24 protein-coding genes and 2 pseudogenes are annotated in these 26,849 nt (G+C 69.9%); 15 read left to right on the plus strand and 11 right to left on the minus strand.

Annotation, left to right across the window (positions count from 1 at the left end; all coding sequences use genetic code 11):
* Positions 1-551: 551 nt before the first annotated feature.
* Together AQJ54_RS33885 and AQJ54_RS33890 are read right to left on the minus strand one after the other, a co-directional pair.
* A complete protein-coding gene (locus tag AQJ54_RS33885; protein WP_062243917.1) occupies positions 552-1,850 on the minus strand; it encodes a ThuA domain-containing protein in 1,299 nt (432 codons plus the stop codon).
* Between the two features lie 42 nt (positions 1,851-1,892).
* Positions 1,893-3,266, minus strand: a complete 1,374-nt coding sequence (locus tag AQJ54_RS33890; protein ID WP_062243919.1) for a chitinase — start codon at positions 3,264-3,266, stop codon at positions 1,893-1,895.
* Positions 3,267-3,854: 588 nt separating this feature from the next.
* On the opposite strand from AQJ54_RS33890, the gene AQJ54_RS33895 reads away from it, so the two are divergent.
* The 3 genes from AQJ54_RS33895 (at position 3,855) to bdeA (ending at position 7,433) form a co-directional block, all read left to right on the plus strand.
* Entirely contained in the window at positions 3,855-4,130 is a 276-nt protein-coding gene (locus AQJ54_RS33895; RefSeq protein WP_062243922.1) for a DUF3253 domain-containing protein, read from the plus strand.
* Between the two features lie 414 nt (positions 4,131-4,544).
* Positions 4,545-6,179: a helix-turn-helix transcriptional regulator gene (locus AQJ54_RS45280; RefSeq protein ID WP_159055588.1), complete on the plus strand. Its 1,635-nt coding sequence runs from the start codon at positions 4,545-4,547 to the stop codon at positions 6,177-6,179.
* A 330-nt stretch (positions 6,180-6,509) separates the two neighbouring features.
* Complete coding sequence (gene bdeA, locus AQJ54_RS33905; RefSeq protein WP_062243927.1) at positions 6,510-7,433, plus strand: bis(hydroxyethyl) terephthalate hydrolase; 924 nt, start codon at positions 6,510-6,512, stop codon at positions 7,431-7,433.
* A gap of 348 nt (positions 7,434-7,781) precedes the next feature.
* On the opposite strand, the gene AQJ54_RS33910 is transcribed toward bdeA, so the two are convergent.
* The gene (locus AQJ54_RS33910; protein WP_062244390.1) at positions 7,782-8,222 is read right to left on the minus strand and encodes a DUF6086 family protein; all 441 of its coding nucleotides are present in this window, start codon (positions 8,220-8,222) and stop codon (positions 7,782-7,784) included.
* 65 nt (positions 8,223-8,287) lie between these two features.
* A pseudogene (locus AQJ54_RS45285) lies at positions 8,288-8,416 on the minus strand (IS5/IS1182 family transposase); the annotation flags it as partial.
* A gap of 231 nt (positions 8,417-8,647) precedes the next feature.
* On the opposite strand from AQJ54_RS45285, the gene AQJ54_RS33915 reads away from it, so the two are divergent.
* Entirely contained in the window at positions 8,648-9,919 is a 1,272-nt protein-coding gene (locus AQJ54_RS33915; protein WP_062243929.1) for an MFS transporter, read from the plus strand.
* A gap of 161 nt (positions 9,920-10,080) precedes the next feature.
* Here the strand turns inward: AQJ54_RS33915 and AQJ54_RS33920 are convergent, their stop codons facing one another.
* The gene (locus AQJ54_RS33920; RefSeq protein ID WP_062033050.1) at positions 10,081-11,040 is read right to left on the minus strand and encodes a LysR family transcriptional regulator; all 960 of its coding nucleotides are present in this window, start codon (positions 11,038-11,040) and stop codon (positions 10,081-10,083) included.
* 119 nt (positions 11,041-11,159) lie between these two features.
* Between AQJ54_RS33920 and AQJ54_RS33925 the strand changes: the two genes are divergently transcribed.
* From AQJ54_RS33925 to AQJ54_RS33955, 7 genes are all read left to right on the plus strand, one after another.
* Positions 11,160-12,146, plus strand: coding sequence for a fumarylacetoacetate hydrolase family protein (locus AQJ54_RS33925; RefSeq protein WP_062243932.1), 987 nt, complete (start codon positions 11,160-11,162; stop codon positions 12,144-12,146).
* Positions 12,143-13,105 carry a cyclase family protein gene (locus tag AQJ54_RS33930; RefSeq protein ID WP_062243934.1) on the plus strand — a complete coding sequence of 321 codons (963 nt, stop codon included), beginning with the start codon at positions 12,143-12,145 and terminating at the stop codon, positions 13,103-13,105. Before AQJ54_RS33925 ends, AQJ54_RS33930 begins: the two co-directional genes overlap by 4 nt.
* 329 nt (positions 13,106-13,434) lie before the next feature.
* Positions 13,435-14,571 carry an FAD-dependent oxidoreductase gene (locus tag AQJ54_RS33935; protein WP_062243936.1) on the plus strand — a complete coding sequence of 379 codons (1,137 nt, stop codon included), beginning with the start codon at positions 13,435-13,437 and terminating at the stop codon, positions 14,569-14,571.
* A complete protein-coding gene (locus tag AQJ54_RS33940; RefSeq protein WP_062243939.1) occupies positions 14,568-15,566 on the plus strand; it encodes an amidohydrolase family protein in 999 nt (332 codons plus the stop codon). Before AQJ54_RS33935 ends, AQJ54_RS33940 begins: the two co-directional genes overlap by 4 nt.
* Before the next feature lie 13 nt (positions 15,567-15,579).
* Positions 15,580-16,518: a VOC family protein gene (locus tag AQJ54_RS33945; RefSeq protein WP_062243940.1), complete on the plus strand. Its 939-nt coding sequence runs from the start codon at positions 15,580-15,582 to the stop codon at positions 16,516-16,518.
* Between the two features lie 108 nt (positions 16,519-16,626).
* Complete coding sequence (locus tag AQJ54_RS33950) at positions 16,627-17,598, plus strand: fumarylacetoacetate hydrolase family protein (protein ID WP_062243941.1); 972 nt, start codon at positions 16,627-16,629, stop codon at positions 17,596-17,598.
* Positions 17,595-18,341, plus strand: a complete 747-nt coding sequence (locus tag AQJ54_RS33955; protein WP_062243943.1) for an SDR family NAD(P)-dependent oxidoreductase — start codon at positions 17,595-17,597, stop codon at positions 18,339-18,341. The genes AQJ54_RS33950 and AQJ54_RS33955 overlap by 4 nt, the downstream gene beginning before the upstream one ends.
* Before the next feature lie 248 nt (positions 18,342-18,589).
* Here AQJ54_RS33955 and AQJ54_RS33960 read toward each other — a convergent pair whose 3' ends face one another.
* Both AQJ54_RS33960 and AQJ54_RS33965 read right to left on the minus strand, forming a co-directional pair.
* On the minus strand, positions 18,590-18,985 hold the full coding sequence (locus tag AQJ54_RS33960; protein WP_062243945.1) for a hypothetical protein: 396 nt from the start codon (positions 18,983-18,985) through the stop codon (positions 18,590-18,592).
* A complete protein-coding gene (locus AQJ54_RS33965) occupies positions 18,973-19,608 on the minus strand; it encodes a hypothetical protein (protein ID WP_062243947.1) in 636 nt (211 codons plus the stop codon). Before AQJ54_RS33965 ends, AQJ54_RS33960 begins: the two co-directional genes overlap by 13 nt.
* 701 nt (positions 19,609-20,309) lie before the next feature.
* Here AQJ54_RS33965 and AQJ54_RS33970 point away from each other — a divergent pair.
* A complete protein-coding gene (locus AQJ54_RS33970; protein ID WP_062243949.1) occupies positions 20,310-21,068 on the plus strand; it encodes a transglutaminase domain-containing protein in 759 nt (252 codons plus the stop codon).
* 60 nt (positions 21,069-21,128) lie between these two features.
* Here AQJ54_RS33970 and AQJ54_RS33975 read toward each other — a convergent pair whose 3' ends face one another.
* The 3 genes and pseudogenes from AQJ54_RS33975 to AQJ54_RS33985 all read right to left on the minus strand — a co-directional run bounded on the left by AQJ54_RS33975 (position 21,129) and on the right by AQJ54_RS33985 (position 22,930).
* Positions 21,129-21,491 (minus strand): hypothetical protein, encoded by a 363-nt coding sequence (locus tag AQJ54_RS33975; protein ID WP_062243952.1) that lies wholly within the window; start codon positions 21,489-21,491, stop codon positions 21,129-21,131.
* A complete protein-coding gene (locus tag AQJ54_RS33980) occupies positions 21,488-22,006 on the minus strand; it encodes a DUF6232 family protein (protein ID WP_062243955.1) in 519 nt (172 codons plus the stop codon). The genes AQJ54_RS33975 and AQJ54_RS33980 overlap by 4 nt, the downstream gene beginning before the upstream one ends.
* A 163-nt stretch (positions 22,007-22,169) precedes the next feature.
* A pseudogene (locus AQJ54_RS33985) lies at positions 22,170-22,930 on the minus strand (transposase).
* On the opposite strand from AQJ54_RS33985, the gene AQJ54_RS47470 reads away from it, so the two are divergent.
* Positions 22,929-23,057: a hypothetical protein gene (locus tag AQJ54_RS47470; protein WP_281279475.1), complete on the plus strand. Its 129-nt coding sequence runs from the start codon at positions 22,929-22,931 to the stop codon at positions 23,055-23,057. The pseudogene AQJ54_RS33985 and the gene AQJ54_RS47470 overlap by 2 nt on opposite strands.
* Before the next feature lie 13 nt (positions 23,058-23,070).
* Here AQJ54_RS47470 and AQJ54_RS33990 read toward each other — a convergent pair whose 3' ends face one another.
* Positions 23,071-23,850: a DUF6461 domain-containing protein gene (locus AQJ54_RS33990; RefSeq protein WP_159055589.1), complete on the minus strand. Its 780-nt coding sequence runs from the start codon at positions 23,848-23,850 to the stop codon at positions 23,071-23,073.
* Between the two features lie 520 nt (positions 23,851-24,370).
* Between AQJ54_RS33990 and AQJ54_RS33995 the strand changes: the two genes are divergently transcribed.
* Complete coding sequence (locus tag AQJ54_RS33995; RefSeq protein WP_062244393.1) at positions 24,371-25,426, plus strand: LacI family DNA-binding transcriptional regulator; 1,056 nt, start codon at positions 24,371-24,373, stop codon at positions 25,424-25,426.
* 172 nt (positions 25,427-25,598) lie between these two features.
* Positions 25,599-26,843: a sugar ABC transporter substrate-binding protein gene (locus tag AQJ54_RS34000; protein ID WP_062243960.1), complete on the plus strand. Its 1,245-nt coding sequence runs from the start codon at positions 25,599-25,601 to the stop codon at positions 26,841-26,843.
* Positions 26,844-26,849 lie beyond the last annotated feature (6 nt).

Raw genomic sequence — 26,849 nt, forward strand, 5'->3', positions numbered from 1 at the left:
TCACCGCGTACCCAACCATCCACGGCCTGCCTTCGACCTGCTGGCCGACGGGCCGACCTGGCCCGAACTCGCCAACCACGTAAGCGAGTCCTCGGCGCCGCCTGGATCTACGCCCACAACGCGCACGTCGCCTGTCGCGCGCTCGGCCGTCAACTGCCCACCTACGCAGGCGCGGCACTGATCGGGCACGCGCAACCAGATCTGGCCCAGGCCCGACACCACGCGCCCTACGACGCATCCGCCGCCGTCCCTCGGACATGCCCGGTGCCCCGAGGCCAGAAGGGGAGTCCACTGTGTGGTGACCACCCGTCAGCCCCTGCGCATCCCCCCGCTCGGCACCCACTCCACCGGCAGGACCACACTTCTCAAGCGAATACAGATGGAGCTGCGCTCCCCCGGTGTCGCCGTGGGCGCGCACCGGCCGCTTCAGCAGACGTGCCCCCGCGACCGGCTTCCCGAAGACGCCGTAACACAGCGCGATGCGGTCAGGCACCTCCCGAGGAGGGCCTGACCGCATCCAGGGCGACGGCCTGGTGTCACCGCGCAGTGGCTCAGGACTGCGCGGTGAGCTGGAAGGCCTGTGTGGCCGAGCCGTCGCAGGTTCGCTGGGTGAGTTGGACGCTGTTTGTCGCCGCCGATTCAGCACTCAGGCACTTGCCGCTGTGCCGGGCGACGAAGTGATAGCGCCCGCTGGTCTCTCGCACCGGCTGCCACTGCTGGTTCGTGCCGCCGGAGTAGGCCCACAGCTGCAACGGCGCGTTGTCCGCCGTCGAGCGGTCGGTCACGTCGATCACCTGCGCTGTGTTGCCGCGGGCGGTGATCCGCAGGTACCCGCTGTCGGTGCTCCGGAACTGGTACTGCTGGGCCGACGTGCCGTTGCAGGCGTACTGCTGTATCGCCGTCCCGTTCGCGGTCGCTGCCGAACGGGCGTCCACGCACGTGCCGTTGCCGCCGTTCTGCACGCTGTACCAGGCGGTCTCGGAGATCTGGTCGCCGGTCGGCGGGGTCGTGGAGCCGCCCCCGCCCAGCCACTTGAGCCCGTCCAGCAGGAACCGGTTCTGGGTCGCGCTCGCGAACGTCGACGAGAGTCGGGTGTTGGTCGTGTAGTTCATCGCGTTGTGGCCGAAGTTGGCGTACAGCATCTTGTACTTCGTGTTGGTCCACAGGATCGGGTAATAGCCGCTGTACCAGGACTGGTTGGGATCCGTGCCGACCGGGAAGCTGCTGGGGTCGATCGATGCCAGGATCCTGATGTCCGGGTTCTGCCGCAGATCTCTGGACCAGCTGTACCACTCACTGACCGACGAGGTGAACGTGGCCGGCAGGTTCACGGTCGCGGGGCTCGTGCGGTCCTCCACCTTCAGGGTCACCGCCGTCGGCCCCCACGTGTTGGACGCGAAGTTGCCGGAGCCGAGGAAGGTGTTGTGGTACCAGGACCAGCTCGCCGCGTCCGTCGTGAACGCCGAGACATGGAAGCCCAGGAAGCCGCCCCCGCTCCTCATGTACGCCTCGAAGCCGGAGCGTTGGGCGGACGTCTGCGGCAGGTCGTCCAGGAACAGGACGACCTGGTAGGCGTTGACCCCGCCATTGGCCAGCAGATCCCAGTTGGTGCTGGACGTGTAGGTGAAGCCGTTGGCGGCCGCTTGCTGCGGGAACCAGACGTTCGCCTCCTTGTCGAAGTCGATGTGCGCCGCGTCGTACGTGCCGCTGTAGAGGGCGAGCACCTTGAACGGGGCCGCGGCGCCGCTCGCCTGCGCGACGGGCGGTACGGCCGCGAGGCCGAGGAGCGTGGCCAGCAGGAGCAGGACCCGCAGGAGCACGCGGGTGGAGCCGGATCTGAAGGTGCTCATCCTCTGGTCAATCCTTTCCGTGGGGTCCGCGAAGCGCGGACGTCAGCCGGTGTACCGGGCGAAGATGCTGGTGAACTGCCAGTTGCTCTGGCTCACGCCCGAGCAGGTGTCGTCGTTCGGGTAGGCACCCGGGCAGGGCCGGTCACGGTTCGCGGACCAGAACGTGAGCCGCGCCAGGTGGTGGGCCTGCGCGTAGGTGAGGATGGTCTGGAAGTCGGCGGTGGTGACGGTCTCGTTGTCGTCGGTGATGCCGTTCATCGACGAGATGCCCATGTGGCGGTAGGCCGCGTCGTCGTTGTAGCCGTACGCGTTCTTCAGCGCGCCCTTCAGGCCCTCGGCCGCCCGCTGGGTGAGGGTGCCCATGTTCTGGCCCGCGCCGCCGAAGTCGAAGGGCATGATCGTCCAGGCGTCCACGGTCAGTCCGGACGCCGCCGCCCGGTTGATGAGACTGGTGTCGGGGCCGCTCTGACCGGTGCCGATGGTGACGTACACCTTGATGCCCGGGTTGTTGGCCTTGACGGTCTTGAGGGCGTCCACGGTCCGTTGCTGCACGGTGCCGTTGCTGTATGCGGCGGCCTCGAGGTCGATGTCTATCGCCTTGAGCGAGTAGGCGTTGATGACCTTCTGGTACGCCGCCGCCAGCTCGCCGGCGCCGGCGCATGAACTCTCCAGCTTGTTGCCGCTGTAGCCGCCGAAGGACGGGACGACATCGCCGCCGCCCGCCCGCACGGTGGTGATGGTCTGCTGGTCCACTCCCCCGGTCAGCGCCCGGCCGCCGTCCCACTGCGGGTTGCAGTAGCCGTTGCTCAGGACGAACGCCAGCGTGAACCACTTCACTCCTGTCGCGTTCATGACAGCCGTAGGACTGGGTGGATTGCCCCAGCCGTTGTAGAGGTAGGGCGCCACGGCCATCGGCGCGGAGCCCGGCGGAGTCGTGCCGTCCCCGGCCGCGGGGGCGTTCCACTGCTGGTTGGCGGCTCCGGTGCAGGTCCAGATCTGGGCGCGGGTGCCGTTGGCGGAGGAGTTGCCGGTGGCGTCAAGGCACTTGTCGGCGGCCGGGTTGACGATGTCGCGCGCGGCGCTGACCGTCCACTTCTGCTGGGCGCCGCCACTGCAGGTCCAGAGCTGGAGCTGGGCACCGTTCGCCGTCGAACCGCCGGTCACGTCAAGGCACTTGCCGAGGGCGCGGATCGTGCCGTCGGAACCCACCGTCCACTGCTGGGCGGCGGTGCCGTTGCAGTCGTAGAGCTGTACGGCCGTGCCGTCGGCCGAACTCGCGCCGGCCACGTCGAGACACTTGCCGGCCAGACCGGTGATCGTGCCGGTGGCGGCCGAGGCGGAGGGAGCCGCGACGGTACCCACGGCGGTGAGGCCGAGCGAGAGGGCGAGAGCACAGCGCAGGGCGTGGCGTTGCATGGCGAGGGGCCTTTCGTCCTGGGGTGGGGGGTGGACGACCCGCCTAGAGCGGGGCGGTGAGAGGTGAACACAGGTGTTCACATATGTGTGCGGGAGATTCATGTGTGGGGACTCTGCTGGCTGGTGAACCTAAAGGTCTACACCAAAGCCGTCAAGAGGTGCGGCCGGGGAAGTCCTCGGCGGCACGGCTGAGTTGAGAAGTTGTAGACGAAACGGGAGCACTGTGCGCGCACCCGTCCCGATGTCTGGGCCGGCGCTCGGCTCGCCTGCAGCGGAGAGAAACCGTGACGACGGCGCGACGGCCCGCCGACGCGAAGAGTCCGGGCCTCGCGCCGCGCAGCAGTGATCTGCCGGAGAGCCGCCCACGCGCGGACGCGGGCACGCCGGGGCCGTCGGCGTGCCGGTGAGCGCTCAGCCTCCGGGAGATCGCGGAGCGGATCCGCAAGCTTTTCGGTCGAGCCGGGCCGCAGCGATGGCAACGGCGACTCGTCGTGCCGCGGATCCGGCCGCGCTTCGTCAAACCGACCGCCGCCGTGCGGACGGCGGCTCGTCGTGCCGTCCCACAGGCGCTCCGGCACACTGGATCGCATGGAGGACAGCGACCGACAGCTCGGTCAACGGCTGGAGAAGGCCATCATGAGCCTGCTGGCACGCCGTGCCGACACCGCGTCGATCTGTCCGTCCGACGCGGCGCGCGCGGTCTACGAGGGTGACGACGAGGGGTGGCGGGCCCTGATGGAGCCAGCCCGCCGCGCGGCATGGCGTCTGGTGAACGACGGCGAGGTCGAGGTGACGCAGGGCGGTCGGCCCGTCGATGAGACAGAGGCGCGTGGCCCCGTGCGTATCCGGCGCGCACGCCGGTAGCGGCAGCCCCCGGGGGGCGGGTACGGCTGAAGCCCGGTTCCCGGACCGCTTGCGTCCGCGGCCGTGGACGGTCGAGGAACGCGTCACCTGCCCCGAGGACCGTCCGTCGGTGTCAGTTCGAGGACCTTGTGCGGTGATGCGAGATCCGGGAAACGGTCGCCGTACCTGTGACATTCGGTACCGAACGGTCTGGGGGGACGGACGAACAACGCCCCCGCCACCTTGTTCCGCCTGCCCCGGTGCAGACGCCGCCCCGCTGGCAGGAGCTCATCGCGGCCCGATCCCCTGTGTGGCGGGGCCGCCCGCCACGAGACGTTGCACCGACGGTCGACGGACAAGCCGTTGTTGGACATTCTTTCAACAACGATGTGCCCGGCAACGCCGGGGACAGCTGCATCTGAGGTGGTGAGCGTTGTGAACGACGAGACTCGCGGCGCCTTGGCGGGCCGTACCGTCGGCTCTGCCGGGTCCAGCGCGCCGCAGGCCCGTGTCCTTCCGGCCGCGGCCACCGAGGTCACCGAGGTCACCGAGGTCACCGTGTCGTGCGCGTCCGACTCCGCGTCCCGCCGCGCCCTGGCACACGGCCTGCAACAGTTGCGGGACGGCCCCGTCGCGGATGCCTGTTCGGCGCTCCTGCGTGCCGCCGCAGGACTGCGTGAGACCGACCCCCTCGCAGCTCGCCGCGCCCTGCTGGCAGCGGCGTCGGCGGCCTGGTCGGCCGGTGACCACGACACCTACCGGCGCGTCTTTGCGGTAGCACCCTGTCCCGTTTGCAGTGCGGTGGACGCGTCGACGCCGTGCGCGAGGGAGTGTCCCGAGGCCGCGTGGAGGGATCACCGGATCGGGATGAGCGCGGTGGCACAGGGCGACTTACGACGGGCCACCAGGATCCTGGAGCCCTGGTTGCACGAGGTCACGCCCCGGGCGGAGACGGAGGAGCTCTGCGACGCCGGAAGCATGGCCCTCCTGCTGGGCCGGCTCCCCCTCGCGCGTCGGCTCCTGAGCCTGGCCTTGGCGTCCGCGCGCTCGTCGGGAGCGGAGACCGCGGTCGCGGGCATCATCGCGCACCTGGCCTGCGCCGAACTGCGAGCGGGCCTCCACCCCCAGGCCCGCGCCCACGCCGAGGAAGGTCTGGTGCTCGCGCGCCGACTCGGGCAACTCAACGTGGCCGCCGAACTGTCGGCCCTATGCGCCCTCGTCGTCTCCATCGCGGGTGACCTGCGCACGGTCCGCGACCAGGTCGCGGAGGTCCTGGCCGTCGCTCAGCCGCACGGGCTGGCCCAGGCCGCGTTTCTCGCCGAGTGGGCTCAGGCGCGGGCGGAACTCGCTGAGGGCAAGGTCGAGCGGGCGGCCGCCCGGCTGGCCCCGCTGGTCCAACCTGGCGCGCGGCAGGGCCATTTCGGGCTGTGGTTCCTGGCCGTGCCATGCTTCGTCGAGGCCTGTGTCCTGTCCGACCGGGTTCTCGAGGCGCCGGAGATGGTCGACCTGTTCGCCGTCTGGGCGGATCTCGGCGCCGACCCGCAGGCGCCGGCGCAGCTGGCGCGGTGCCGGGCCCTCCTCGCGCCCGCCGACCGGAGCGAGGAGCTCTACCGTGCCGCGCTCGCCCACCACGAGAAGGCGTCAGGGCCGTACGAGCACGCGCGCACCCATCTGGCCTTCGGCATGTGGCTACGGCGCCGCCGCCGGCCGACCCAGGCACGGGACCAGTTGCGTGCCGCGCTGATGGGTTTCGAGCACTGTGGCGCGGCACTGTGGGCCAAGCGTGCCGGCGCGGAACTGCGGGCGGCCGGGGAGGCGAGCGGGACTGCCGAGGCGGGGTTGTTGTCCTCGCTCACGCCGCAGCAGGCGCGTATAGCGCGGGATGTGGCGCGTGGCGCGACGAACAAGGAGATCGCCGCGGAGCTGTCCATCAGCATCCGGACAGTCGAGTACCACCTGCGCAACGTGTTCGCCCAGCTGGGCGTCCACTCACGCACCGGTCTCGCCCATCTGCTGGCGAACGTCGACGACGACCACGACCGGGGCTGGGGTCTGCCGGAACCGGGCTGAGGGCCAGAGCCGACCGCGCCTGGCCGAACACCCGACGACCGCGTGCCGGTCGACGGGCGTCTTCCGCTGTGACCGATGCTCCGTGACCGACCGCTCCCCGAGGTGCGCGGTGGTGCGTGTGCGCGGCGTGGGCATGACTGGTGATTCCACTGATGACTGACTTTTGGTCAGCTCCTACGTTGTTCACCGCCGGATGACTCGTGTCCCGTCCGGATGACTCGTGTCCCGTCCGGATGACTCGTGTCACGTCCACGGGCCCGACACCGCCTCTCCCCCGGCGGCCTCCGTCGGTCCGAAGGCGCCGGAACCCTCATCCCCGAAGGAGCCGTGATGAGCGACACCCCACAGACCTCCTCCCCCACGCGCACTTCCCACCGCCGCCGCCTCCGACGCCTCGGCTCCGGCCTCGCGACGACCGCCGCACTCGTCGGCCTGCTCACCTCGCTGACCGGCGGAGCCCAGGCGGCCGACAACCCGTACGAACGGGGCCCGGCGCCCACCACGGCGAGCATCGAGGCCGGCAGGGGCCCCTATGCGGTGTCCCAGACCAGCGTGTCGCGACTCGCGGTGAGCGGGTTCGGCGGCGGCACCATCTACTACCCGACGAGCACCGCCGACGGGTCCTTCGGCGCGGTCGCGGTGTCACCGGGGTACACGGCCTACCAGTCCTCGATCGCCTGGCTCGGCCCGCGGCTCGCCTCCCAGGGCTTCGTCGTCTTCACGATCGACACGCTCACCACCTCCGACCAACCGGACAGCCGCGGGACGCAGTTGCTGGCCGCACTGGACTACCTGGTGCAGAGCAGCACAGTCCGCAGCCGCATCGACGCCGGACGCCTCGGGGTGATGGGACACTCCATGGGCGGAGGCGGCACCCTCGAGGCGGCCAAGTCCCGCCCCTCGCTTCAGGCCGCCATCCCGTTGACCGGCTGGAACCTCGACAAGACCTGGCCGGAGATCACCACTCCGACCCTGGTCGTCGGCGCCGACGGTGACACCATCGCGCCCGTGGCCACGCACTCCCAGCCGTTCTACTCCACCCTGCCCTCCTCCACCGACCGCGCCTACATCGAGCTGCGTGGGGCCACCCACTTCACACCGAACTCGTCCAACACGACGATCGCGAAGTACAGCATTTCCTGGCTGAAGCGGTTCATCGACAACGACACCCGCTACGAGCAGTTCCTCTGCCCGCTCCCAGCCGTCAGCCTCACCATCGCCGAGTCCCGAGGCAACTGCCCGCACACCTCCTGAAACCCGGCCCCGGCCGCCGGGGCCCTCGCTCGCCACGCTGTCGCCGCCGCGCGGTCTCTCCGGATCCTGCGGCGGCGACAGCGCCGTCGTGCGCGGGGCTTCAGCGGGGGCGGGCGGGTACACATCGCGGATCACGCCCGCACGGTGCGTTCAGGGAGTGAAGACCTCATTGAGGCGTTTGATGTCACGTAGGCACCGAGGTGGTGGGTAAGGACCAGTCCCGAATCCGGGTGCGCCTCAAGCCAGTCGAGCCTTCGCAGCGGCCGGCGACTTCGAGGGCGTCGTCACCTTCGGGGCCGGGTTCCACGGTCCCTTTTCGATCACCTAGAACACATGCGGTTGCCCGAGTCAGCGGGGCATGTGCTGTGCAAGTGCCCGTGCCTTCTCACGCAGGCCCGCAGCCCAGACTCCGCCGTGCGCAGGGGCAGACATCCCCGTGACGACAGAAACCTGCACGTCCTCGAGCCGGGCTTCTGGAGTGGCTTCGTGCCGTGCCCAGTCCACCTTGATCCCGGAGCGCTCCGCAAGAACCAGCACCGTGGCAGTGAAGCCTTCGGAGAGCGCGAGAAGGATGGCGTGGCTCGTTCTTCGGTGCTTCACCAAGAGGGCGTTTACGAAGGTCTCGAGGACCTCAGGGCTGATTTGGCACTCGTCGTTCTCCATCGGCCCGATGCCCGACGGGAGTCCCAGCTCCGCTTCAAAGACCGCTACCTGGCGCTGAAACATGCGAGAAGTTCCATTGGATGGGTTCCACAGGGTCTCGTCACCGATGTCGAAGTAATGACTCATCGCGGCACCTTTCAGCTTGTCAGGACAGGCCAGCGTATCCATTTGGATCAGTGCCGTCGTCTGCGTCACGCCTTCGTCAGACGTCGGTGGCAGATGAGGGTCACGGCTAGGCCGACGAAGGCCGGGAAGTGTTCAGGCTTACGTTCGTAGCAGCGGTGGAGACGACGACAGCTGGCGAGCCAGGACGCATGCCTCAAGGGCGCCGTCACCGGGTCATCCACCGTGTGGATGACCCGAATACGGGATTCGGATCGCTCAAGGGATGGCAGCGGCGCCGCGGGCAGCCCATAGTCGTCCCGACCCGCACGTACTCGTACGCCGCTGTCCGGATCAGTGGTCGACCGTGCGGCCACTCCCCCACATGCCGTTCGCCGTCGGCACCCCCGAGGCCGATCCGCTTCCGTACGCCGTCCCCTGGAGTCGCCATGCCTGGTTCCGTCCCGCCGTCCGCGACGTCGTCGACCGCGGTCGGCGATGTCGCGTCGCCGCCCGTCGCCGCCTCCGGACCGGCCCATCTGCTGCGCGTGACCCTGTTGATGGCGGGCAGTTGCCTGCCGATCCTCGGGGCGGTGCTGATCGCCCCCGTGCTGCCGAAGATGCAGGACCATTTCGAGTCGACCCCGGGTGCCAAGGCACTGGTGCCGTTGGCGCTGACCGTTCCGGCGCTGGCGCTGGCGCTACTCGCTCCCTTCGCCGGAGTGATCGTCGACCGGTTGGGCCGCAAGCGTCTGCTGATCGTGGCGACTCTGCTGTACGCCGTCTTCGGCACAGCCCCGCTCTATCTCGACTCCCTCGGCGCCATCGTCTTCAGCCGTGCCCTTGTCGGCATCGCCGAAGCCGCCATCATGACGTGCTGCACCACGCTGATCGGCGACTACTACAGCGGCGCACAGCGGGTGAAGTACCTCGCCCTGCAGACCATGTGCGCTTCCGCGTCGGCCACCGTCTTCTTCGTGATCGGCGGGGCCGCCGGGTCGGCGGGCTGGCGGGTGCCCTTCTGGGTGTACGCCGTGAGCCTGGTGCTCGCCCCGCTGATGGCGACCGCACTGCCCAACCCGGCGTCCCGCGCCGCCGTCGAGGAGGGCCCGGCCGAGGCGGCGGTCCGCCGCAGCTTCCCGTGGCGGCAGTTGCGGGGTATCTGCGGCCTCACCTTCTTCGGGGCCATGGTCTTCTACACCGTCCCGGTCGAGATGTCGTATCTGCTCGACGACCTCGGGGTGAAGAACTCCGATGTCATCGGCCTGGCCACCGCGGTCTCGAGCGCCGCCACCGTGGGTGGAGCCATCACCTTCGCCCGCCTGAAGCGCTCCCCCGCCCCGCTGTTGCCCGCTGTTCTCGGGCTCTGCGCGGTCGGCTTCGCGGTGATGTTCCTGGCGGGCAACGCACCGCTGCTGGTCGTGGGGGCCGTGATCAACTGCGTGGGCACGGGCATGCTGCTTCCCGCCCTCCTCACCAGCGCCATGTCCCGGCTCGCCTTCGAGGACCGCGGCAGGGGAACGGGACTGTGGACGGCGGCTTTCTTCGGCGGTGAGTTCGTCTGCCCGCTCGTGCTGCTGGCCGTGGAGTCGGCGGTCGGCACGCTCGCGGGTGCGGTGGGTGTGCTCGGGCTGGCCACCGCCCTCGTGTCCGCCGGTCTCTTCATGGCCCGCCACCGCGGCGGTGCCGTCGACCGGCCGCTGCCGGAGCAAGCGGTCTGACGGACGCGCGATCGGTTCGAACTGCCGTGATGTGCCGACGCGAGGTCGCGGCACATCACGGCCTCGTCGTGTCAACGCGGCGCAGCCGCCTGCGAGGCCACCCCGGGCCCGTCGTGTCAGCGCAGCGCAGCGACCTGCGAGGCCACCCCGAGCCCATCGTGTCAGCGCGGCACAGCCGCCTGCGAGGCCTCCCCGACCCCCTTCAGGACGTCCCCGTCGGCCGTCAACGTCGCCCCCACCTCCGCCGCCTTCTGCCGCAGCCAGATGTGCGCCGCGTCCTGTGCGTGCACGGGATGCCACCACATCGCCTCCTGCACCGGCACGGCCTCGAACGGGCAGGGCAGGACACGCACCGCCGCGGCACGGACCGCGCGACGGGCGAGCCGTTCCTGGATCATCGCGACCCGGCGGGTGCCCTCGACCATGTGCGGCAGCAGCTGGAAGGTCTGCACGGACACCTCGACCCGAGGGCTGATGCCGATCATGCTGAGCTGGCGCGCCGCGGGGGCGTCGTAGGGGCGCTGGTAGACGGCCCACGGCAGCCGGGCCAGATGGTCGAGGGTGACCTCGTCTCGGACTTCGGGGTGGTCGTCGGCGACCAGGCACAGCCAGCGGTCGCTGAACAGGTCGACCGCCGGCAGACCGTCAATGACGCCGTGGGGCATCAGCAGCCCGTCGACGGTGCTCAGCACATTCGCCGTGTTCTCCACGACGGAGGGCGCCGGGTGCTGGAAGGCGAGCCGGATCCCGGGCGCCTCCCGGTGCAGGGCGCGGGCCAGGGCAGCCCCGAACACGGCCGCGCCGTAGTCCGACGCGAGCAGGGTGAACTCGCGGGTCTCGGCCGTCGGATCGAAGTCGGCCTGGCTGGTGAAGACCCTCTCCAGCAGGTCGCAGGCGGTCGCGCTGCGGTCGCGCAGGGCCACGCCGAGGGGGGTCAGCTCGTAGGAGTTGCCGGTCCGGGCGAGCAGCTCGTCGTCGAAATGGCGCCGCAGCCGGGACAGCGCAGCGCTCATCGCCGGCTGGCTGAGACCGATGCGCTCGCCGGCCCGGGTGACGTTGCGTTCCTCCAGAAGGGCGCGCAGGGCGACGACCAGGTTGAGGTCGAGACGGGACAGGTTCACCGGGCACCACCTGGAGGGCGAGGGTATTTGTCACGTGGATTTTCGTCATTCACAGGATTCATTTCCGCGATCCGCGGATGACGGTCACAGTAGACCGCAACTCAGCGGGAGGAAATCTCATGGCAACGCTCGCGCAACCTGTCGGCCCGTTCGCGCTCGGTACGTTCTCCGCGCCTGACGGGAGGCTGTTTCCCGGCCTGGTGGTCCGGGACCGGGTGCTTGACCTGAGCCAGGTTCTGTCCTGGGGGCCGGCCGATGTGCGGTCCGTGCTGGAACGCTGGGAGGAGATCCTTCCCGTTCTGCACGTCCTGGCGGGCGAAGACGCCCTGGAGTGGCAGCGGCTCGACGGCCTGAGCGTGCATGCCCCGGTGCAGCCCCGCCAGATCTTCCAGTCCGGCGCCAACTACCGGCAGCACGTGATCGACCTGGAGGTCGCCCACCGCTCCCCGGACGACCCGCGCACGGTCGAGGAGGCACGTGCGGAGATCGCCGCGGTGATGGACCGGCGGGCCGCGGAGGACCTGCCGTACGTGTTCATCGGCCTGCCCAGTGCCATCACCGGCCCGTACGACGACGTCGTCCTGCCCGCCTGGGCCGAGCAGCCGGACTGGGAGCTGGAGCTTGCGGCCGTCATCGCCAAGCCCGCCCACCGGGTCTCCGTCGAGGACGCGCTGGAGTACGTCGCCGGGTACACGATCGCCAACGACCTCACCGACCGCGCCACCGTCTTCCGCCGGGACATGAAGGCGATCGGCACGGACTGGCTGCGCTGCAAGAACGCTCCTGGCTTCACGCCGCTCGGCCCGTGGATCGTCCCCGCCGGATCGATCGCGGACCCCGGTGATCTCCGGGTGACGCTGAAGCTCAACGGCCGGACCATGCAGGACGAGTCGACCAAGGACATGCTCTTCGGTGTCGCCCGCCTGGTGTCGTACATCTCGCAGACCGCCCCGTTGCTGCCGGGGGACCTGGTGCTCACGGGCTCCCCGGCCGGAAACGGTATCCACTGGGGACGGCTGCTGCGCGACGGCGACGTCATGGAGGGCTCGATCACGGGGCTGGGCGTTCAGCGCACCCGCTGTGTCGCCGAGGAGGCGGACGCATGATCGACCGTACGGATCCCGAGAGCGCGATCGCCGAGGCCGCCAAGAAGTACTCCAACTGGGGCCGCTGGGGCGCGGACGACGTCCTCGGCACGCTCAACTTCCTGGACGAGGCGAAGCGGCGCGAGGGCGCGGCCCTGGTGCGCCGGGGCGTGAGCCACTCGCTCTCACAGGCTTTCGACATGGACGGCCCGCAGAAGGGCTGGCGCCGGCGCACCAACCCGGTGCACACCATGCTGGACACCGGCACCGACGCGGCCCTCGGCAACCAGGGCTTCCCGCACGGCATCGGCGGCGCCGACGACGTGATCGCGATGCCGCTCCAGTGCTCCACCCAGTGGGACGGGCTCGGGCACATCTTCGACCACGGCAACGCGTGGAACGGGCGAAAGGCCGAGAAGGTCGTCACCTCCGACGGCGATCTCGTCACCGGCATCGAGCACATGGCCCCGCACGTCGCCGGGCGCGGAGTCCTCCTCGACGTCGGCCGGGTGATCGGCGGCGAACACGGAGAACTCCCCGACGGCTTCGCGATCACCGAGGAACACCTCACCGCGACGGCCGCGGCGCACGGCGTGGCCGTCGGCCGCGGGGACATCGTCGTCGTACGGACCGGGCGGCTCACGCGGGCCCGTCGCGAGGGCTGGGGCGACTACGCGGGCGGAGACTCCCCCGGCCTGTCCTTCACCACCGCCGGGTGGCTGCACGCGAGCGAGATCGCCGCCATCGCCACCGACACCTGGGGGTTCGAAGTGCGCCCGAACGAGTTCGACCACGCCTTCCAGCCCCTGCACCAGGTCGCCATCCCCAACATCGGCCTGCTGATCGGCGAGATGTGGGACCCCGACGCCCTCGCCGCCGACTGCTCGGGGGACGGCGTGTACGAGTTCTGGCTCACCGCAGCCCCCCTGCCCATCACCGGAGCCGTCGGCTCCCCCGTCAACCCGGTCGCCGTCAAGTAGCCCGCCGAGCCGGGCCGGCCCGGGCCGGGTCGGGCCGGATGCGTACTCCCCGGACAGCAGCCGCGCATCCGGCCCCCAACCGCTCCACCGCGCATCGGCCCCGCCACCCGCTCCACCGTGCTGCCGGTCCCCACCCGCACCACCGCGCAGCCGACCTCACACGCACCACCCGCCGACGGGTGATGCACCACAACCCCAGCCCGCCCTTAAGCCCTAAAGCCCTTAGCCCTTAGCCCTTAGCCCTTAGGCCTTAGGCCTTAGGCCTTAAGGCGGGCGAGCCGCACCCCGCCGCCCGAAGCCGCGCGGCCCGATCTCGGGAGGATCCCGACATGGCAGACAGCCCCACACCCAGAGTGCTCGTCATCGGCGGAGGCGCCTCCGGCAACGCCGTGACCGTTCTGCTGCGCCGAGCCGGCATCACCGTCGACCTCATCGAGGCCAAGCCCGACTGGAACGCCACCACCGGCTCCGGCATCACCCTCCAGGGCAACGCCCTGCGCGTGCTGCGCGAGCTGGGCGTCTGGGAGCGGGTGAGGGCTTCCGGCTTCGCCTTCGGCACGCTGGGCATCACCACCCCGGACGGCACCGTGCTGCATGTCGCCGAGGACATCAAGACGGGCGGCGACGACCTGCCCGCCACCCTCGGCATGCAGCGCCCCCAGCTCCAGCAGATCCTCATCGACGCGGTCCGCGCCAGCGGCGCCACGGTCCGCCTGGGCACCACCGCCGAGACCCTGAAACAGGACGCCGACGGGGTCTTCGTCCTCTTCAGCGACGGCACCGAAGGCCACTACGACCTGGTGATCGGCGCCGACGGCCTCAACTCCGCCACCCGCGCCGCGATCGGCATCGCCGACAGGCCCGAGCCGACCGGCATGGCCATCTGGCGCATCGCCGCCCCCCGCCCGCACAGCGTGGAGCGCAGCGACCTCGCCTACGGCGGCCCCGCCTACATCGCCGGCTACACCCCCACCAGCGAAACCACCATCTACGCCTTCCTCGCCGAGAAGTGCCGCGACCGCGCCTCCCTCGACACGGCCTCCTACGCCGACGAGATGCGCCGCCTCGCGCGGGCCTACGGCGGAGCCTGGCCGGAGATCACCCAGCACATCACCGACCCGGCGAAGGTCAACTACACCTGGTTCAACCGGCTGCTGGTGGAGGGGTCCTGGCACCGGGGCCGCATCGTGCTGATCGGCGACGCCGCCCACTGCTGCCCGCCCACCATCGCCCAGGGCGCCGCCCAGTCCCTGGAGGACGCCCTGGTCCTCGCCGAACTCCTCACCGGCGGACGGGACTGGGACAACGAACTGCTCCAGAGCTTCCACGAACGCCGCATCCCCCGGGTCCGGGCCGTCGTCGAGGCGTCCGTGCAGATCGGCCAGTGGCAACTCGACGGCGTGCGTGACGCGGACGTCCCCGGGCTGATCGCCCGCATCATGAATCTCCTGAAGGAACTGCCGTGAGCGCACCCACCGTGGACGTGCACGCGCACGTCCTGCTGCCCGAGGTCGACGCCCTGGTCGCGGGCCTGCCGGGACTGGCCGAGGCCCGGGCCCTCGACGCCCGCCGCAACGGCCCCGCGGCCCTCGCCGTCAGCGGCCCCATGGTCCGCGAGCGTGCCCCGAGAATGACCGACGTCACCGCGCGGCTGGCCGCGATGGACGCCCAGGGCGTGGACGTGCAGCTGGTCAGCCCCTCCCCCTCGCACTACCACTACTGGGCGGACGAGGAGACCGCCGAGAAGGTCTTCCGGCGCGCCAACGAGGCGACGGCAGCACACTGCGCCCAGGCACCCGGACGGCTCCACGGACTCGGTCTCGTCCCCCTGCAACACCCCGAGCAGGCCGTACGCGCCCTCGAACACGCCCTGGAACAGGGCCTGTCGGGTGTCGAGATCTCCAGCCACGCCCCCGGTCGCGAACTGTCCGACCCGGCGTACGAACCCTTGTGGACCCGCGCCGCGCAGAGGGGCGCGATCGTCTTCCTGCACCCCTTCGGCTGCACACTCGACGAGCGGCTCGACCAGTGGTATCTGTCCAACGTCGTGGGCCAGCCGGTGGAGAACGCGGTCGCGCTGTCGCACCTCATCTTCTCCGGCGTGCTGGACCGGCACCCCGGGCTGAAGCTGATCGCCGCCCACGGCGGCGGCTACCTGCCCACCCACATCGGCCGCTCCGACCACGCATGGTCCGCCCGCTCCGACGCGGGCGCAGGCTGCGCCCATCTGCCCAGCAGCTATCTCAAGCGCCTGTACTTCGACTCCCTCGTCCACGACCCGCACGTCCTGCGGGAGCTCGTGCGGGTGGCCGGCGCCGACCGCGTCCTGCTGGGCTCCGACTACGCCTTCGACATGGGCACCGAGGACCCCGTCGCCGCTCTGCGCGCCGCCCGGCTGCCCGATTCCGACTTCCACGCCATACGCGGCGCGAACGCCGCCGCGCTTCTCGACCTCGCCTGAGGAGGCCCCCCACATGTCCCACCGCTTGCTCACCCACCTGCGGCACGTCGACCTCGCCGTGCCCGACTACGACAAGCAGCTCGACTTCTACGCCGGCGTCTGGGGCCTGACCAAGGTCGCCGAGGACTCCGGCATCTCCTTCCTCGCCGCCGAGGGCAGCCCCGAGCAGTATGTCGTCCGGCTGCGCAAGGCGGACGAGAAGCGCCTCGACCTCGTCTCCTACGGCGCCGCGAGCGCCACCGACGTGGACACGCTGGCTGAACAACTCCTCGCGGGCGGCGTGCAGTTGATTACTCAGCCGGGCAAGGTGGAGACGCCCGGCGGCGGTTATGGCTTCCGCTTCTTCGACGTCGACGGGCGCACCATCGAGGTCTCCGCCGACGTCGAGGTACGGCAGCACCGCAAGATCGAGGAGAAGGAGTCGATCCCGGTCAAGCTGTCGCACGTCGTCCTCAACTCGCCGGACCTGGACAAGACCAGGGCGTGGTACGAGGAGCACCTCGGATTCCGGCTGTCCGACACGCTCGGCCACCCGCACGTCGGCGACGTCATGCACTTCATGCGGATCAGCAACCAGCACCACTCCATGGCCATCGCCAAGGGACCGCACACCTCGCTGCACCACGTCTCCTTCGAGATGCGTGGCATCGACGAGTACATGCGCGGCTCCGGCCGTGTGATGCGCGCCGGCTTCAAGAAGATCTGGGGGCCAGGCCGGCACATGGCGGGCGACAACACGTTCACCTACTTCCTCGACCCGCACGGCAACACCGTTGAGTACACGACGGAGTTGGAGCTCCTGGACGAGGACACCTGGCACCCGCACGTCTACGACTTCTCCCAGCCCGAGGTCACCGACCAGTGGGGCACCGCCAACCCGATGAACGAACTGGTCACCAAGGAGTCCTTCAACGACGTCGACCGCGGAGTGTTCGTCGCCCCGCCGGCCTGACCGGCGAAGCCCCTCAGTCCCCGGGGGCGCGGTGGCCCTGTCACCGCCCTGACTCCCTCGCCGCGCCCCCGGCCTTCGCACCCGCCCCTCACGCCGACAGGAAGCTCCATGCGTTTCGCCGCGTACGAGTACCGCAACCGACGCCACGTGGCCGTCGTCGAAGAGGACGGCACCCTCTACCCGCTCCCTGGTGTCGACTCCCTGACCGCCCTGCTCGCCCAGGTCGGCGGACTGGCCGAGTTGCTGGAGGCGGGGTCCACCACGCTCGACACACCCGCCGGCCCCCACGTCTCCGAGGTACGGCTGCTGCCCCCGCTCCAGCCGCCCACCGTGCGGGACTTCGTCACCTTCGAGGAGCATGTCGAGGGCGTACGACGATCGGTGGACGGAGCCGCCGGAGTACCGGAACAGTGGTACGCGGCCCCGACCTTCTACTTCACCAACCCCTACGCGGTGTACGGCCCGCACGACGACATTCCCGTACCGCCCGGCTCGACCTCGCTCGACTTCGAACTCGAAGTGGCCGCCGTGATCGGCACGGAGGGCCGCGATCTCACACCCGAGCGGGCCCGCGACCACATCATCGGCTACACGATCTTCAACGACTGGTCGGCACGCGACCTGCAGTCCGCGGAGATGAAGACGGGCCTCGGCCCCTGCAAGGGCAAGGACACCGCCACCACGCTGGGCCCGTACCTGGTCACCGCTGACGAACTGGACAAGTACCGGGACGAGGAGGGCTTCCTACGACTCGCCCTCACCGCTTCCCTCAACGGCGAGACCGTCGGCACGGACCTCCTGTCCAACATGAGCTGGACCTTCGAGGAGATGGTCGCCTACGCCTCGCGGGGCACCCTCGTCCGTCCCGGCGACGTCCTCGGCTCCGGCACCTGCGGCAACGGCGGCTGCCTCGCCGAACTGTGGGGCGTACGCGGCGAGCAGGACCCGCCCCCGCTGAAGCCCGGCGACACGGTCACCCTCACCGTGGAAGGCATCGGCAGCGTCTCCAACACGGTAGTCGCCGGGGCCACCCCGGTGCCGCTGCCGACCGGCCGACGCCGCTCCCGGGAGCGGCCGTGACCGACCTGCACCGCCCAAGGCTCCTCGGGAAGGTCGTCGTGGTCACCGGCGCGGCCCGCGGCCAGGGCGCCGCCGAGGCCGAGGCCCTCACCCGCGAGGGCGCCCAGGTCATCGCCACGGACGTGACCGAAGCCCCGGGCTGCCGCCGACTGGACGTCACCAGCGAGAAGGACTGGGCCGAACTCGCCGCCGAACTGGGTGAGACGTACGACCAGATCCACGGCCTTGTGAACAACGCCGGCATCACCTGGCGAGCCCGCCTCGACGAGGTACGCCCCGAGGACATGGCCCGCGTCCACGCGGTCAACGTGACAGGTCCTCTCCTGGGCATCCAGCACCTGGCACCGCTGATGCACCCCGGGGCATCCATCGTGAACGTCGGCTCCTCGGCGGCCCTGACCGCCCACTACCCGGTCGCCTACACCGCCAGCAAATGGGCACTGCGGGGCCTGTCGGCCACCGCCGCCATGGAACTCGGCCCACGCGGCATCCGCGTGAACACCATCCACCCCGGCTACATCGAGACCGAGATGACCGCTTCCGCCGCACCCGCCTTCCGCGAGGCCAACCTCGCAGGAACACCTCTCGGACGCACCGGAACCGTCGACGACATCACCCCCCTCGTCACGTTCCTCCTCTCCGACGAGTCGTCCTTCATCACCGGCGCCGAGATCCCCGTGGACGGAGGCCTCACCGCGCACGGCGGCGCCAAGCCGATCTCGGATGCCGTACGCACCTCGTAGTGCTTCGTTCGGTTCGTCGCGTGGGCTTCGGGCGGGCGAACACCTCCGGGAGCACAGACGGAGGGCGCATCAGGGGCTGGAAACGCCTGATGGCACCCGGCCCCGGCAGTCGCTGCTGACGTCGGCGTGGGAGACGGGGGCGGGCGGGGACGGTGCGGAGGTACTTCTCGCGGACAGGAACCAACAGGTGACTGTCCCGGCCACAGCGGCCGCAACGACGATGAAGCCAACGCGGCGCTGTCCGCGGTTCACGGCCGCACTCCCACCGCGATGTCGAGCGCGCCCTCGTGCATGCCGGCGCCCGTGACGATGCCGTGCCGCCCGCGTGCTGCGCCGATCGCCCGATCCTGCACGGAGACCGACAGGCTCCACTCCGGCTCATGGCTCATGGCGTGCAGCACTTCCGGCCACGGCCTGCCGGTGTCGTCGCTGCGCGCGGGCAGCCGGATGTCGAGGAGCAGCGAGCCCACGGCGGCCCCGCCGGACACGGACACCGGCACCCCCGTACGACGCATCACGTCGCCGTTCGGTCCGCCGATCCGCACCGTGGCCGTGAGCGGGGTGCTCGGTTCGATGTCCAGGCCTGCCGAAATGCGCAGCTCTGCTCCGTCCAGGCCGAAGCCCTGGACCGTCAGCCGCGGCACGGGCGGGTTGTCGGGACGGTGGCGTCCGGGCCATGGATCCAGGTGACCGCCGGGCTCTCGGCCCGTGCGTGCTCCATGGCGTCCCAGTGGTCGTCGAGGTATTCCCAAGGGTCCTCGCCGGCGTCGTCCAACTCTTCCTCGGTGCGCGTGTCCAGATAGCGCGAGTGCGGATGCCCCGCGACCCCTGGGATGTCGGCGGGACGGTCCGCCGGGTCGCCGAGCATGCGGAGGACGAACTCGGCCATCCCGTAGGGCAGTTCGAACGCCGTTCCGCTGCGGTGACCGACGACCACGACCGGCCAGGCATCGGGGCTCTCGCCCGTTCTGCGCCAGTGGAGGTCGTGGCCCGACTGCGTGGTGCCCCACCGCAGCAGCGATCCCTCGGCGGGCCAGGGCGCGAACCGCTCGGACCCGTGAAAGGTCCGCAGCTCGGTCTCCTCGCCGCCTCCCGCGGGAGCGCGCACCCCGATCAGCCCGTCGAGGCTGCCGTAGCCGTACGTGTCGACGAAGTCCCGGAAGTCACCGGGCAGTTCGGTACCGAGAGCGAGGTGTGTCTGCCGCCAGGGCTGCGGGTCCGGCGCCGTTCGGGGCGGCTGAAGCAGCTCGGTGAGACGGATCACCATGGGGTGCACAGGTCTCCTACTCGGGCCACATCGCCATGGCGATGTCGACAGTGCTCGGCTGCATCCTTTCGTCACGCCCGCCCCCGGTCGTGCAGCCGGTCCGGCACGTCGGCGTCGTGCGCGGGCCGCATCCGCAACCCGGTGCCAGACCACCGGTACGCCCACCGGCCGACACGGCTGGAGCACGACCATCAACGCCCAACCACACCCCCCTTCCGGCTGCCGTCGTCGGCCGCGATCGGCAGCCTTGTGCCCTCCTCCGGTATCTGCAGGTCATTTGCCGTAAAGCACATGGCCCCCGCGCTACCTCGCCACCTGTCCCGGACCGCCCTGACCGGGCTGTCCGCGGAACAGCTACCGCCATCGGCGCCCTCGTCGTCGGCGCGATCTTGGCCTGGCCGCGCGAACACATCTGACCCGGTGCCAGCACGCGGCGGGGGCGGCGCACACAGTCGCCGCCCTCCTGCCCGTCGGCGCGCCCGGGGGCAGCTATCTCCTCATGGCCATCAACGGCAGTCGGGCCGTGGGAGCGGTGGACGAAAGCGCGTCGCCCGAGACCCGGGAGCCCCGGCCCGCCCCTTACCCAGAGTGGTTCGCGAGCCGTTCGAAGGGTCGTGCAATGATGGGCGGGAGAGTGCCCGCAGGGGGCGGGCGGCGTTCCACCGTGAGCGCACACAACGGGGTGCGGGGACGGACCTGTCATGACCAGTCGGTTGCTCATGTCCTACAACGCGCAGGCCAAACGGGCCGCGGTGACGGTGCGGGAGCCTATGGGCGTGGTCGGCTCCACCCGGGCCACGCCGATCCTGGATCACGACGACCCGCTGGTCGGGGCGGTCGCGCGCCGGGTGCTGAGCGAGGCCACGCCGCGTGACGCGCTGCGGACCGCGCACCGGATCATCGCAAGGGACGTACGGCCCGTGTACTCGGTGGAGGACCGTCGGCGCGTGTCGCGGACGCTGCGGCTGCGGCGCGGCTCGTGCAGTCAGCGGATGGCGGCGCTGGAGGCGGTCGCGCGGGCGGTCCGGGTACGGACGCGGGTGCGCGGGCTGCTGGTCGACGGAACCTTCTGGTATCCCCGGTTCCCTCGGCTGAAGCCGTTCGTGCCGGAGCAGGTCCTGCTGGCCTGGCCGGAGTTCAAGATCAGCGGCGCCTGGGTCCCCATCGGCGACCTCTTCGACTCCCCCGCCCTTGGGGGCGACGGCGAGGGCTTCGCCAACAGGGGCGGGGAGACCCTCTTCGACGCGGTGGCCCGTACGGGCGTCCGCTGGGACGCCTGCGGCACCGAGGCCGGCCCCGTCTGCGACCTCTCCGCCCGGGTCGTCGCCGACCTCGGCCACTTCGACGACCGCGACGAACTCTTCACCCGCCACGGCCAGACCCTGTGCTGGACAGCCCGCACCCTCGGCGAACCGGTGCTCGGCCGCTGGAGCGCGGGAGCGACCCACCCGGCCGCCTGACCACCCCATCCGCCCGGTCCACCACCGAGCCACGCGCGCCTCGCTCACGGGCGCGCTCCGTCACCCACCGAGGAGGGCCAGCACCTTCTGCACCGCCGCTCCCACCGGAACGCCGATGTCGCCGACCACCGCGGCGACCCCAGCGATGGATGTCAGCGCCCGCCGCAGCACACCCGGCTGCACCGGTTCGCCCGTCCCGATGGCGTCCAACGCGCCGTCGAGGACCTCGCGGTCGTCGGCCGATACCCGACCCCGGAGGCTCTCGACCGCCCGGATCAGGTCCTGGAACTCGACCTGTTGGTGCACGGGACCGTTGTTGAGGTTCTGGTTGTGATTCTTGACGATGCCTATGTGCCCGGATCCGCCGTGGATGTTCACGACGTCACCGATCTGGACATCGCCGCGGTTCGCGTCGTCGTTCACCGTCCGACCTTTCCGATGTTGTGGCCGCCGCCGAACATGTTGATCTTGTCTCCCAGGTGGAAGTTCTCGACTCTGACGTGGAATTCCGCGGCAGGGTCGTCGAGGGCGTCCATGATCTGGTGCACGAGGCGCCCCACCTCCTGCGGGTCCCTGCTGATGAGCACGGTGAACGGATGGCCTGCCGTCTCGATGACCAGGGCGTAGTAGGTCCGTTTGACCAGGACCGATATCAGCCGGGCGAGGGAGACGAGCAGCAGCACGGCGAAGACGGTCACCAGCGCGACACGCGACTCCCGCTCCGCGGAAACTCCCGAGGTGAAGAGCGCGAAGTCGACGAACAGCAGCACGATCGCCGCGATCAGGAGGTACCCGGCGCACCGGCCGGCCGTCCTGCGCCGGTTCGGAGTGACGCGTACCGCCGCGGCCCGGGTGATGGTGCGCAGCTGATACACCTCTCCGCCCACCCGCAGAATCCGCCGGCTGACCCGGACGTCGATGATCTCCTGCTCGGCCACAACGGATCCCCCGAATTGGTCCGCCACTCTCCCCCGTCACGAAAAGGATCCTCTTCGATCACCCCCTCAACAAGAGAAGCGGGAAATCCAGAATTCGCTGATTCTTGCGACCCGGAGCTCGGGGGTCACGCCTGCAGCGTGCCCCGGCCGTCACTGAGCTTCTTCAGCGTTGCGGCTCAAGCGTGAGGTTGGCCTTGGCGATTGCCGTCATTCGATTTGGGCTGCACCGGGACCTGCGGAGGATGCGCCAGGATTTCAAGCGGGCGACGCCGCGTTCGACCGGTGCTCGCGCGGCGGCCAGTGCCCGGTTGAGGGCCTTTTCGGTAGAGGTGGGTTCCTGCAGGGGCCTGTATTTGATACCGGTGGTCAGCCAGGGGCCGCCACCCTGGTAGGCGAGATCGGCCAGGATGGGAACGCCTGGCGCTCGCAGATCCGGATGATCCGGTGCGTGCGTGCGGGCGGGCGGGCGGCGGTCAGGTCGTGGGTGCAGCCCGGCAAAGCGGGCGAGAGCCACAGCAGCCGGCCGCCGGGATCGGTGACCACCCGGACGTTCACTCCGTGCCTGCGGTGCTTGTGGGAATAGTCGGCCCGTCCGTCGCCGTCCCGGTCGTACTCGGCACGTGTGCCGTCCAGCAGGACGAAGTCCGCATCGGCCTCGCGCGAGACCGTCAGCAGACCGGGCGCTCGCTCGGCGAGCAGGTCGATGACGGCGCTGGTACAGGCGTGGGCGGTGGACTCGTTGATCCCGAACCCGGCGGCGATCTTCGCGAGAGTGGTGTGCTCACGTAGGTACACCAGTGCCACCGTCGCGCGCTGGGACGGGTGGAGCTTGCAGCGGCGGTCGCCCTCACGGGTGACGATCAGCAAGGTCACCCACTCCACGAGGGCATGCGGTAGGTCGAGTGCGGCAGGATGGAGATGGATGACCAACGAGGTCTTCGAGCAACGTGATTCAGACGTCAGACAACTCGATCAACAGCCCGGAGGCCTCGCTCGTTGCGGCTTCACGGTCCATCACCTGATCGGCAGCCAACTCGAAGAAGCTCACTGAGCCCGTTCCGGCCTCAGCTTGAGCGCCTACCGTCGGCATGGGCATACGCGTCGCGGATGGAGGCCGGTACGTGGCCACTACGGCCCCAGTTCAGGGAGTAGCCGTGCTCGGCGGCCCAGGCGCGGATGAGGTCGACATCGGATTCGGGACCCAAGCTGAGCTGCCCGCGTACGGTGTACGCGGGCAGTGGCGCACGCATCACACTGGCTTTGGGCAGGCACAGCCCGAAGTGGTGCTCAAGCATGGTGAGCGTGAGACGGTTGCCGCTCATGGCTGAGCCCGCCGGCGCAGCTTGGTGACTCGTGCCGTCAGGGGTCAGGACGCCGCCTGCAACGAGCGCTGGCAGCAGATGGTCCGGATCCTGACCCCAGCGGTGTGCTTCCTCCCCGATTCCGAAGCCGCACACCGTTCGACCATCACGCAGGTAGTTGAACTGTGCGGGCGGGTGATCCGTCATCGCCACGTACTGGATGACTTCGGCACCACCGCGTGATGCTCTGACGGCCAGGTCGTCTCGCCCAGGGTCGACCAGGTGCAGTACTGCGTACGACCAGGCACCACATCCCGCGACACGCACCACGGCACTGTCGCCCATCGCCGATCGGAGGAGAAGAGAGGTGACATCAGGGCCGGTCAGATCCACTGCGGCACCGGGCGTGCCACCCATCCGCACCGCCAGGTCCTCCGGGCTCACATCCCGCGCGAACACCACGCTGTCCAGCCCTTCGTCCTGATTCGCCAGCCATCCGATTCCCTCACACACAGGCACCCCCACACTCACAGCGAAGACCAACGCCAGGGAGCGTATCCAAGGCACTGATAACCGCTACCGCGGTATCACGCAGCCTGGTCACGGAAGACCCGCCTCGGCACTCGTGAAGCTGGAAAATGCTCAGCAAACGCCGCCCCGACACGCCTCACTGTCGTTCCCAACGGAGCCGTTCCCTGTCACCCGAATCAGTCGAACCGGTTCGACGAAACGTAACATCGGGCAATCTGGCCGGCAACGGTCTCGACACGAGCCACTTGGGCGGACGCGGTCGATCATCACGGATTCGGGCACGGCACATCGGGCCTCGCATCCGCCCCAGAGGCGGCGATAAGCGGGTGCTTAACTGGGCAATCCGGACACTCATCCCTGCGTGACGACGTTTCCGCGTCGTTACGAGAAAACGGCCACGAGGCGTTGACACCCGCCCGAGTTGCTCCTACCTTCACTTCACGCGAACCGGTTCGACGGTCGGAATCCAGTCGACTTGGTCCGTCTGAAGAACCGAACCGGTTCGACTGTCTTCGGCGACGAGGAGTCCCCCGTGAACATCGGTGAGATTGCCAAGAGGGCCGGTGTCTCGCGGAGCACCGTGTCGTACGCCCTGAGCGGCAAGCGCCCCGTGTCCGAGGACACCCGCCGCAAGATCCAGCGCGTCATCGACGACCTGGGCTACCAGCCCAACGCGAGCGCCCGGGCTCTGGCCAACGGCCGGACCAACACCATCGGTCTGGTCTTCCCGCCTGCCGGGAACCACTACACCGGCATGCAGCTGGACTTCATCGGCAGCGTCACCGAGGCCGCCGCGGACCACGACTACGACGTGCTGCTCTCGCCGAGCGGCATGGACAGCGACCGCTCGTTCCAGCGGCTGCTGGGTGAGCGGCGGGTCGACGGCGCCATCCTGATGGAGATGCGTCTGCAGGACGACCGGCTCGACCACCTCACCGAGGTGGGCTTCCCCTCCGTCGCCATCGGCCGCACCGCGAATCCGCAGGGCAGCTGGTGGGTGGGCCTGGACCATACGGCTCTGGCTGCGGCCTGCGTCCACCACCTGGCCGACCTCGGTCACCGTCGGGTCGCCTTCGTCAACCGTCCCGAGCCGCTGCTGCGGGCCGGGTACGAGTCCGCGCACCGCGGTCTGGACGGTTTCACCAAGGCCGCGGCGGAACGCGGACTGACCGTCCGGACGTACTGCTGCGGGGACGACGCCGCCTCGGGCCAGGCGTGTCTGGAGCAGATCCTGCACGACGACCCGGCGACCACGGCCCTGGTCACGTTGAACGAGGCCGCGCTGGGAGGCATCTACCGGGGGCTGGCCCAGGCCGGCCGCCAGGTGCCCCACGACTTCTCCGTCACCGGAGTGGTGGCCGGCAGGTGGGCGGAGACGGTGACCCCGCAGCTCACCGCGGCGGACGTACCGGCGGAACAGATGGGCCGCCTCGCTGTGGAACTGCTCGTGGAGCGGCTGAACCATCCCGCCGCGCCCGCCCGCCACCATCTGCTCGCGCCGCCGATCTCGCTGCGAGCCAGCACCGCGCCCCCCGGCCCCGGACCCACCGGTGCCGCCCACGACCTCGGTGCCCCCGCGCACCCTTGACCGCACTTCCCATCCCCCCGCACCCCGCACTCCATACCGGGCGATGACGGGACTCACCGTCCCGAGCCCAGCAGTCCCCGACACCCTCCCAGGGCACACCTGTGCCGACTCCCGGGCACACCCGTGCCGATTCCAGAGCACACCCGTGCCGAGCACCCATGAGGAACCCGCAATGAAGCGAACCAGCAGAAGGCGTCTGACCGCCGCAGTCCTAACCGTCGTCGCCGTCACCACCGGCGCCACCGCGTGCTCCTCCGGCGCGAGCGGTACCTCCACGAAGGCCGCGGACAGCAAGACGTACACGATCTGGGACCCGTACCCGCAGTTCAGCAAGGGCTCGGAGTGGACGAAGCTGCTGGACGGCTGCGGCACCGAGGCCGGCGTGAAGATCAAGCGGACCGCCTTCGACACCAGCGACCTGACGAACAAGGCGCTGCTGGCGGCGCAGCAGGGCAACTCCTCGGACATCCTCATCGTCGACAATCCGGTGGTCTCCACGCTGGCCGAGGCCGGTGTGCTGACCACCACCGACGACAACAAGGTGGACACGTCGAAGGTCAGCCCGAACCTGCTCGCGGCCGGCCAGTCGGGCGGGAAGACCTACGGCACGCCGATCGGCGCCAACACCCTGGCCCTCTACTACAACAAGAAGGTCCTGAAGGCGGCAGGAGTGGACATCTCCTCGGTCAAGGACTGGACGTCGCTGACGGCGGCGCTGGCGAAGGTCAAGGCGGCGGGCAAGAAGGGCATCACCTTCTCCGCTATCGGAACCGAGGAGGGCAGCTTCCAGTTCCTGCCCTGGTTCTGGGGCTCGGGCGCCAAGCTGACCGCGCTCGACTCCGCCCAGGCGACCTCCGCGCTGTCGCTCTGGAAGGGCTGGCTGGACAAGGGCTACGCCCCCAACTCGGTGATCAACAACACCCAGACGACCAGCTGGCAGGAGTTCGCCGGCGGCGACTACGCGTTCGCCGAGAACGGCACCTGGCAGCTCGCCAACGCCGACAAGGCCGGCTTCGACTACGGGGTCATCCCCGTCCCGGCCTCCACCGGAGGCTCCGCGGAAGCCCCGACGGGCGGTGAGTTCGTCACGATGCCGGTCCAGCAGGACACCGCTCGCTACGCGACCTCCCAGAAGCTCGTGTCCTGCCTGACCAACAGCCAGAACCTGCTCCAGACGGACACCACGCTGTCCTACGTGGCGCCCACCGCCGAGGTCCAGGACCAGCAGGTGACCGCGAACGCCAAGCTGAAGCCGTGGGTGGACGCGGTCAAGGCCGCCAAGGGCCGTACCAGTGACGACCTGGGCACCAAGTACCCCAAGATATCCGAGCAGTTGTGGAAGGCCGTCCAGTCCGCCCTCAGCGGGTCGGCGTCACCGAAGGACGCCCTCGGCTCGGCACAGTCCGCCGTCAAGTAGTCGAGG

It is taken from the genome of Streptomyces griseorubiginosus (genome assembly GCF_001514195.1).
In the GTDB taxonomy this organism is placed as follows: domain Bacteria; phylum Actinomycetota; class Actinomycetes; order Streptomycetales; family Streptomycetaceae; genus Streptomyces; species Streptomyces griseorubiginosus.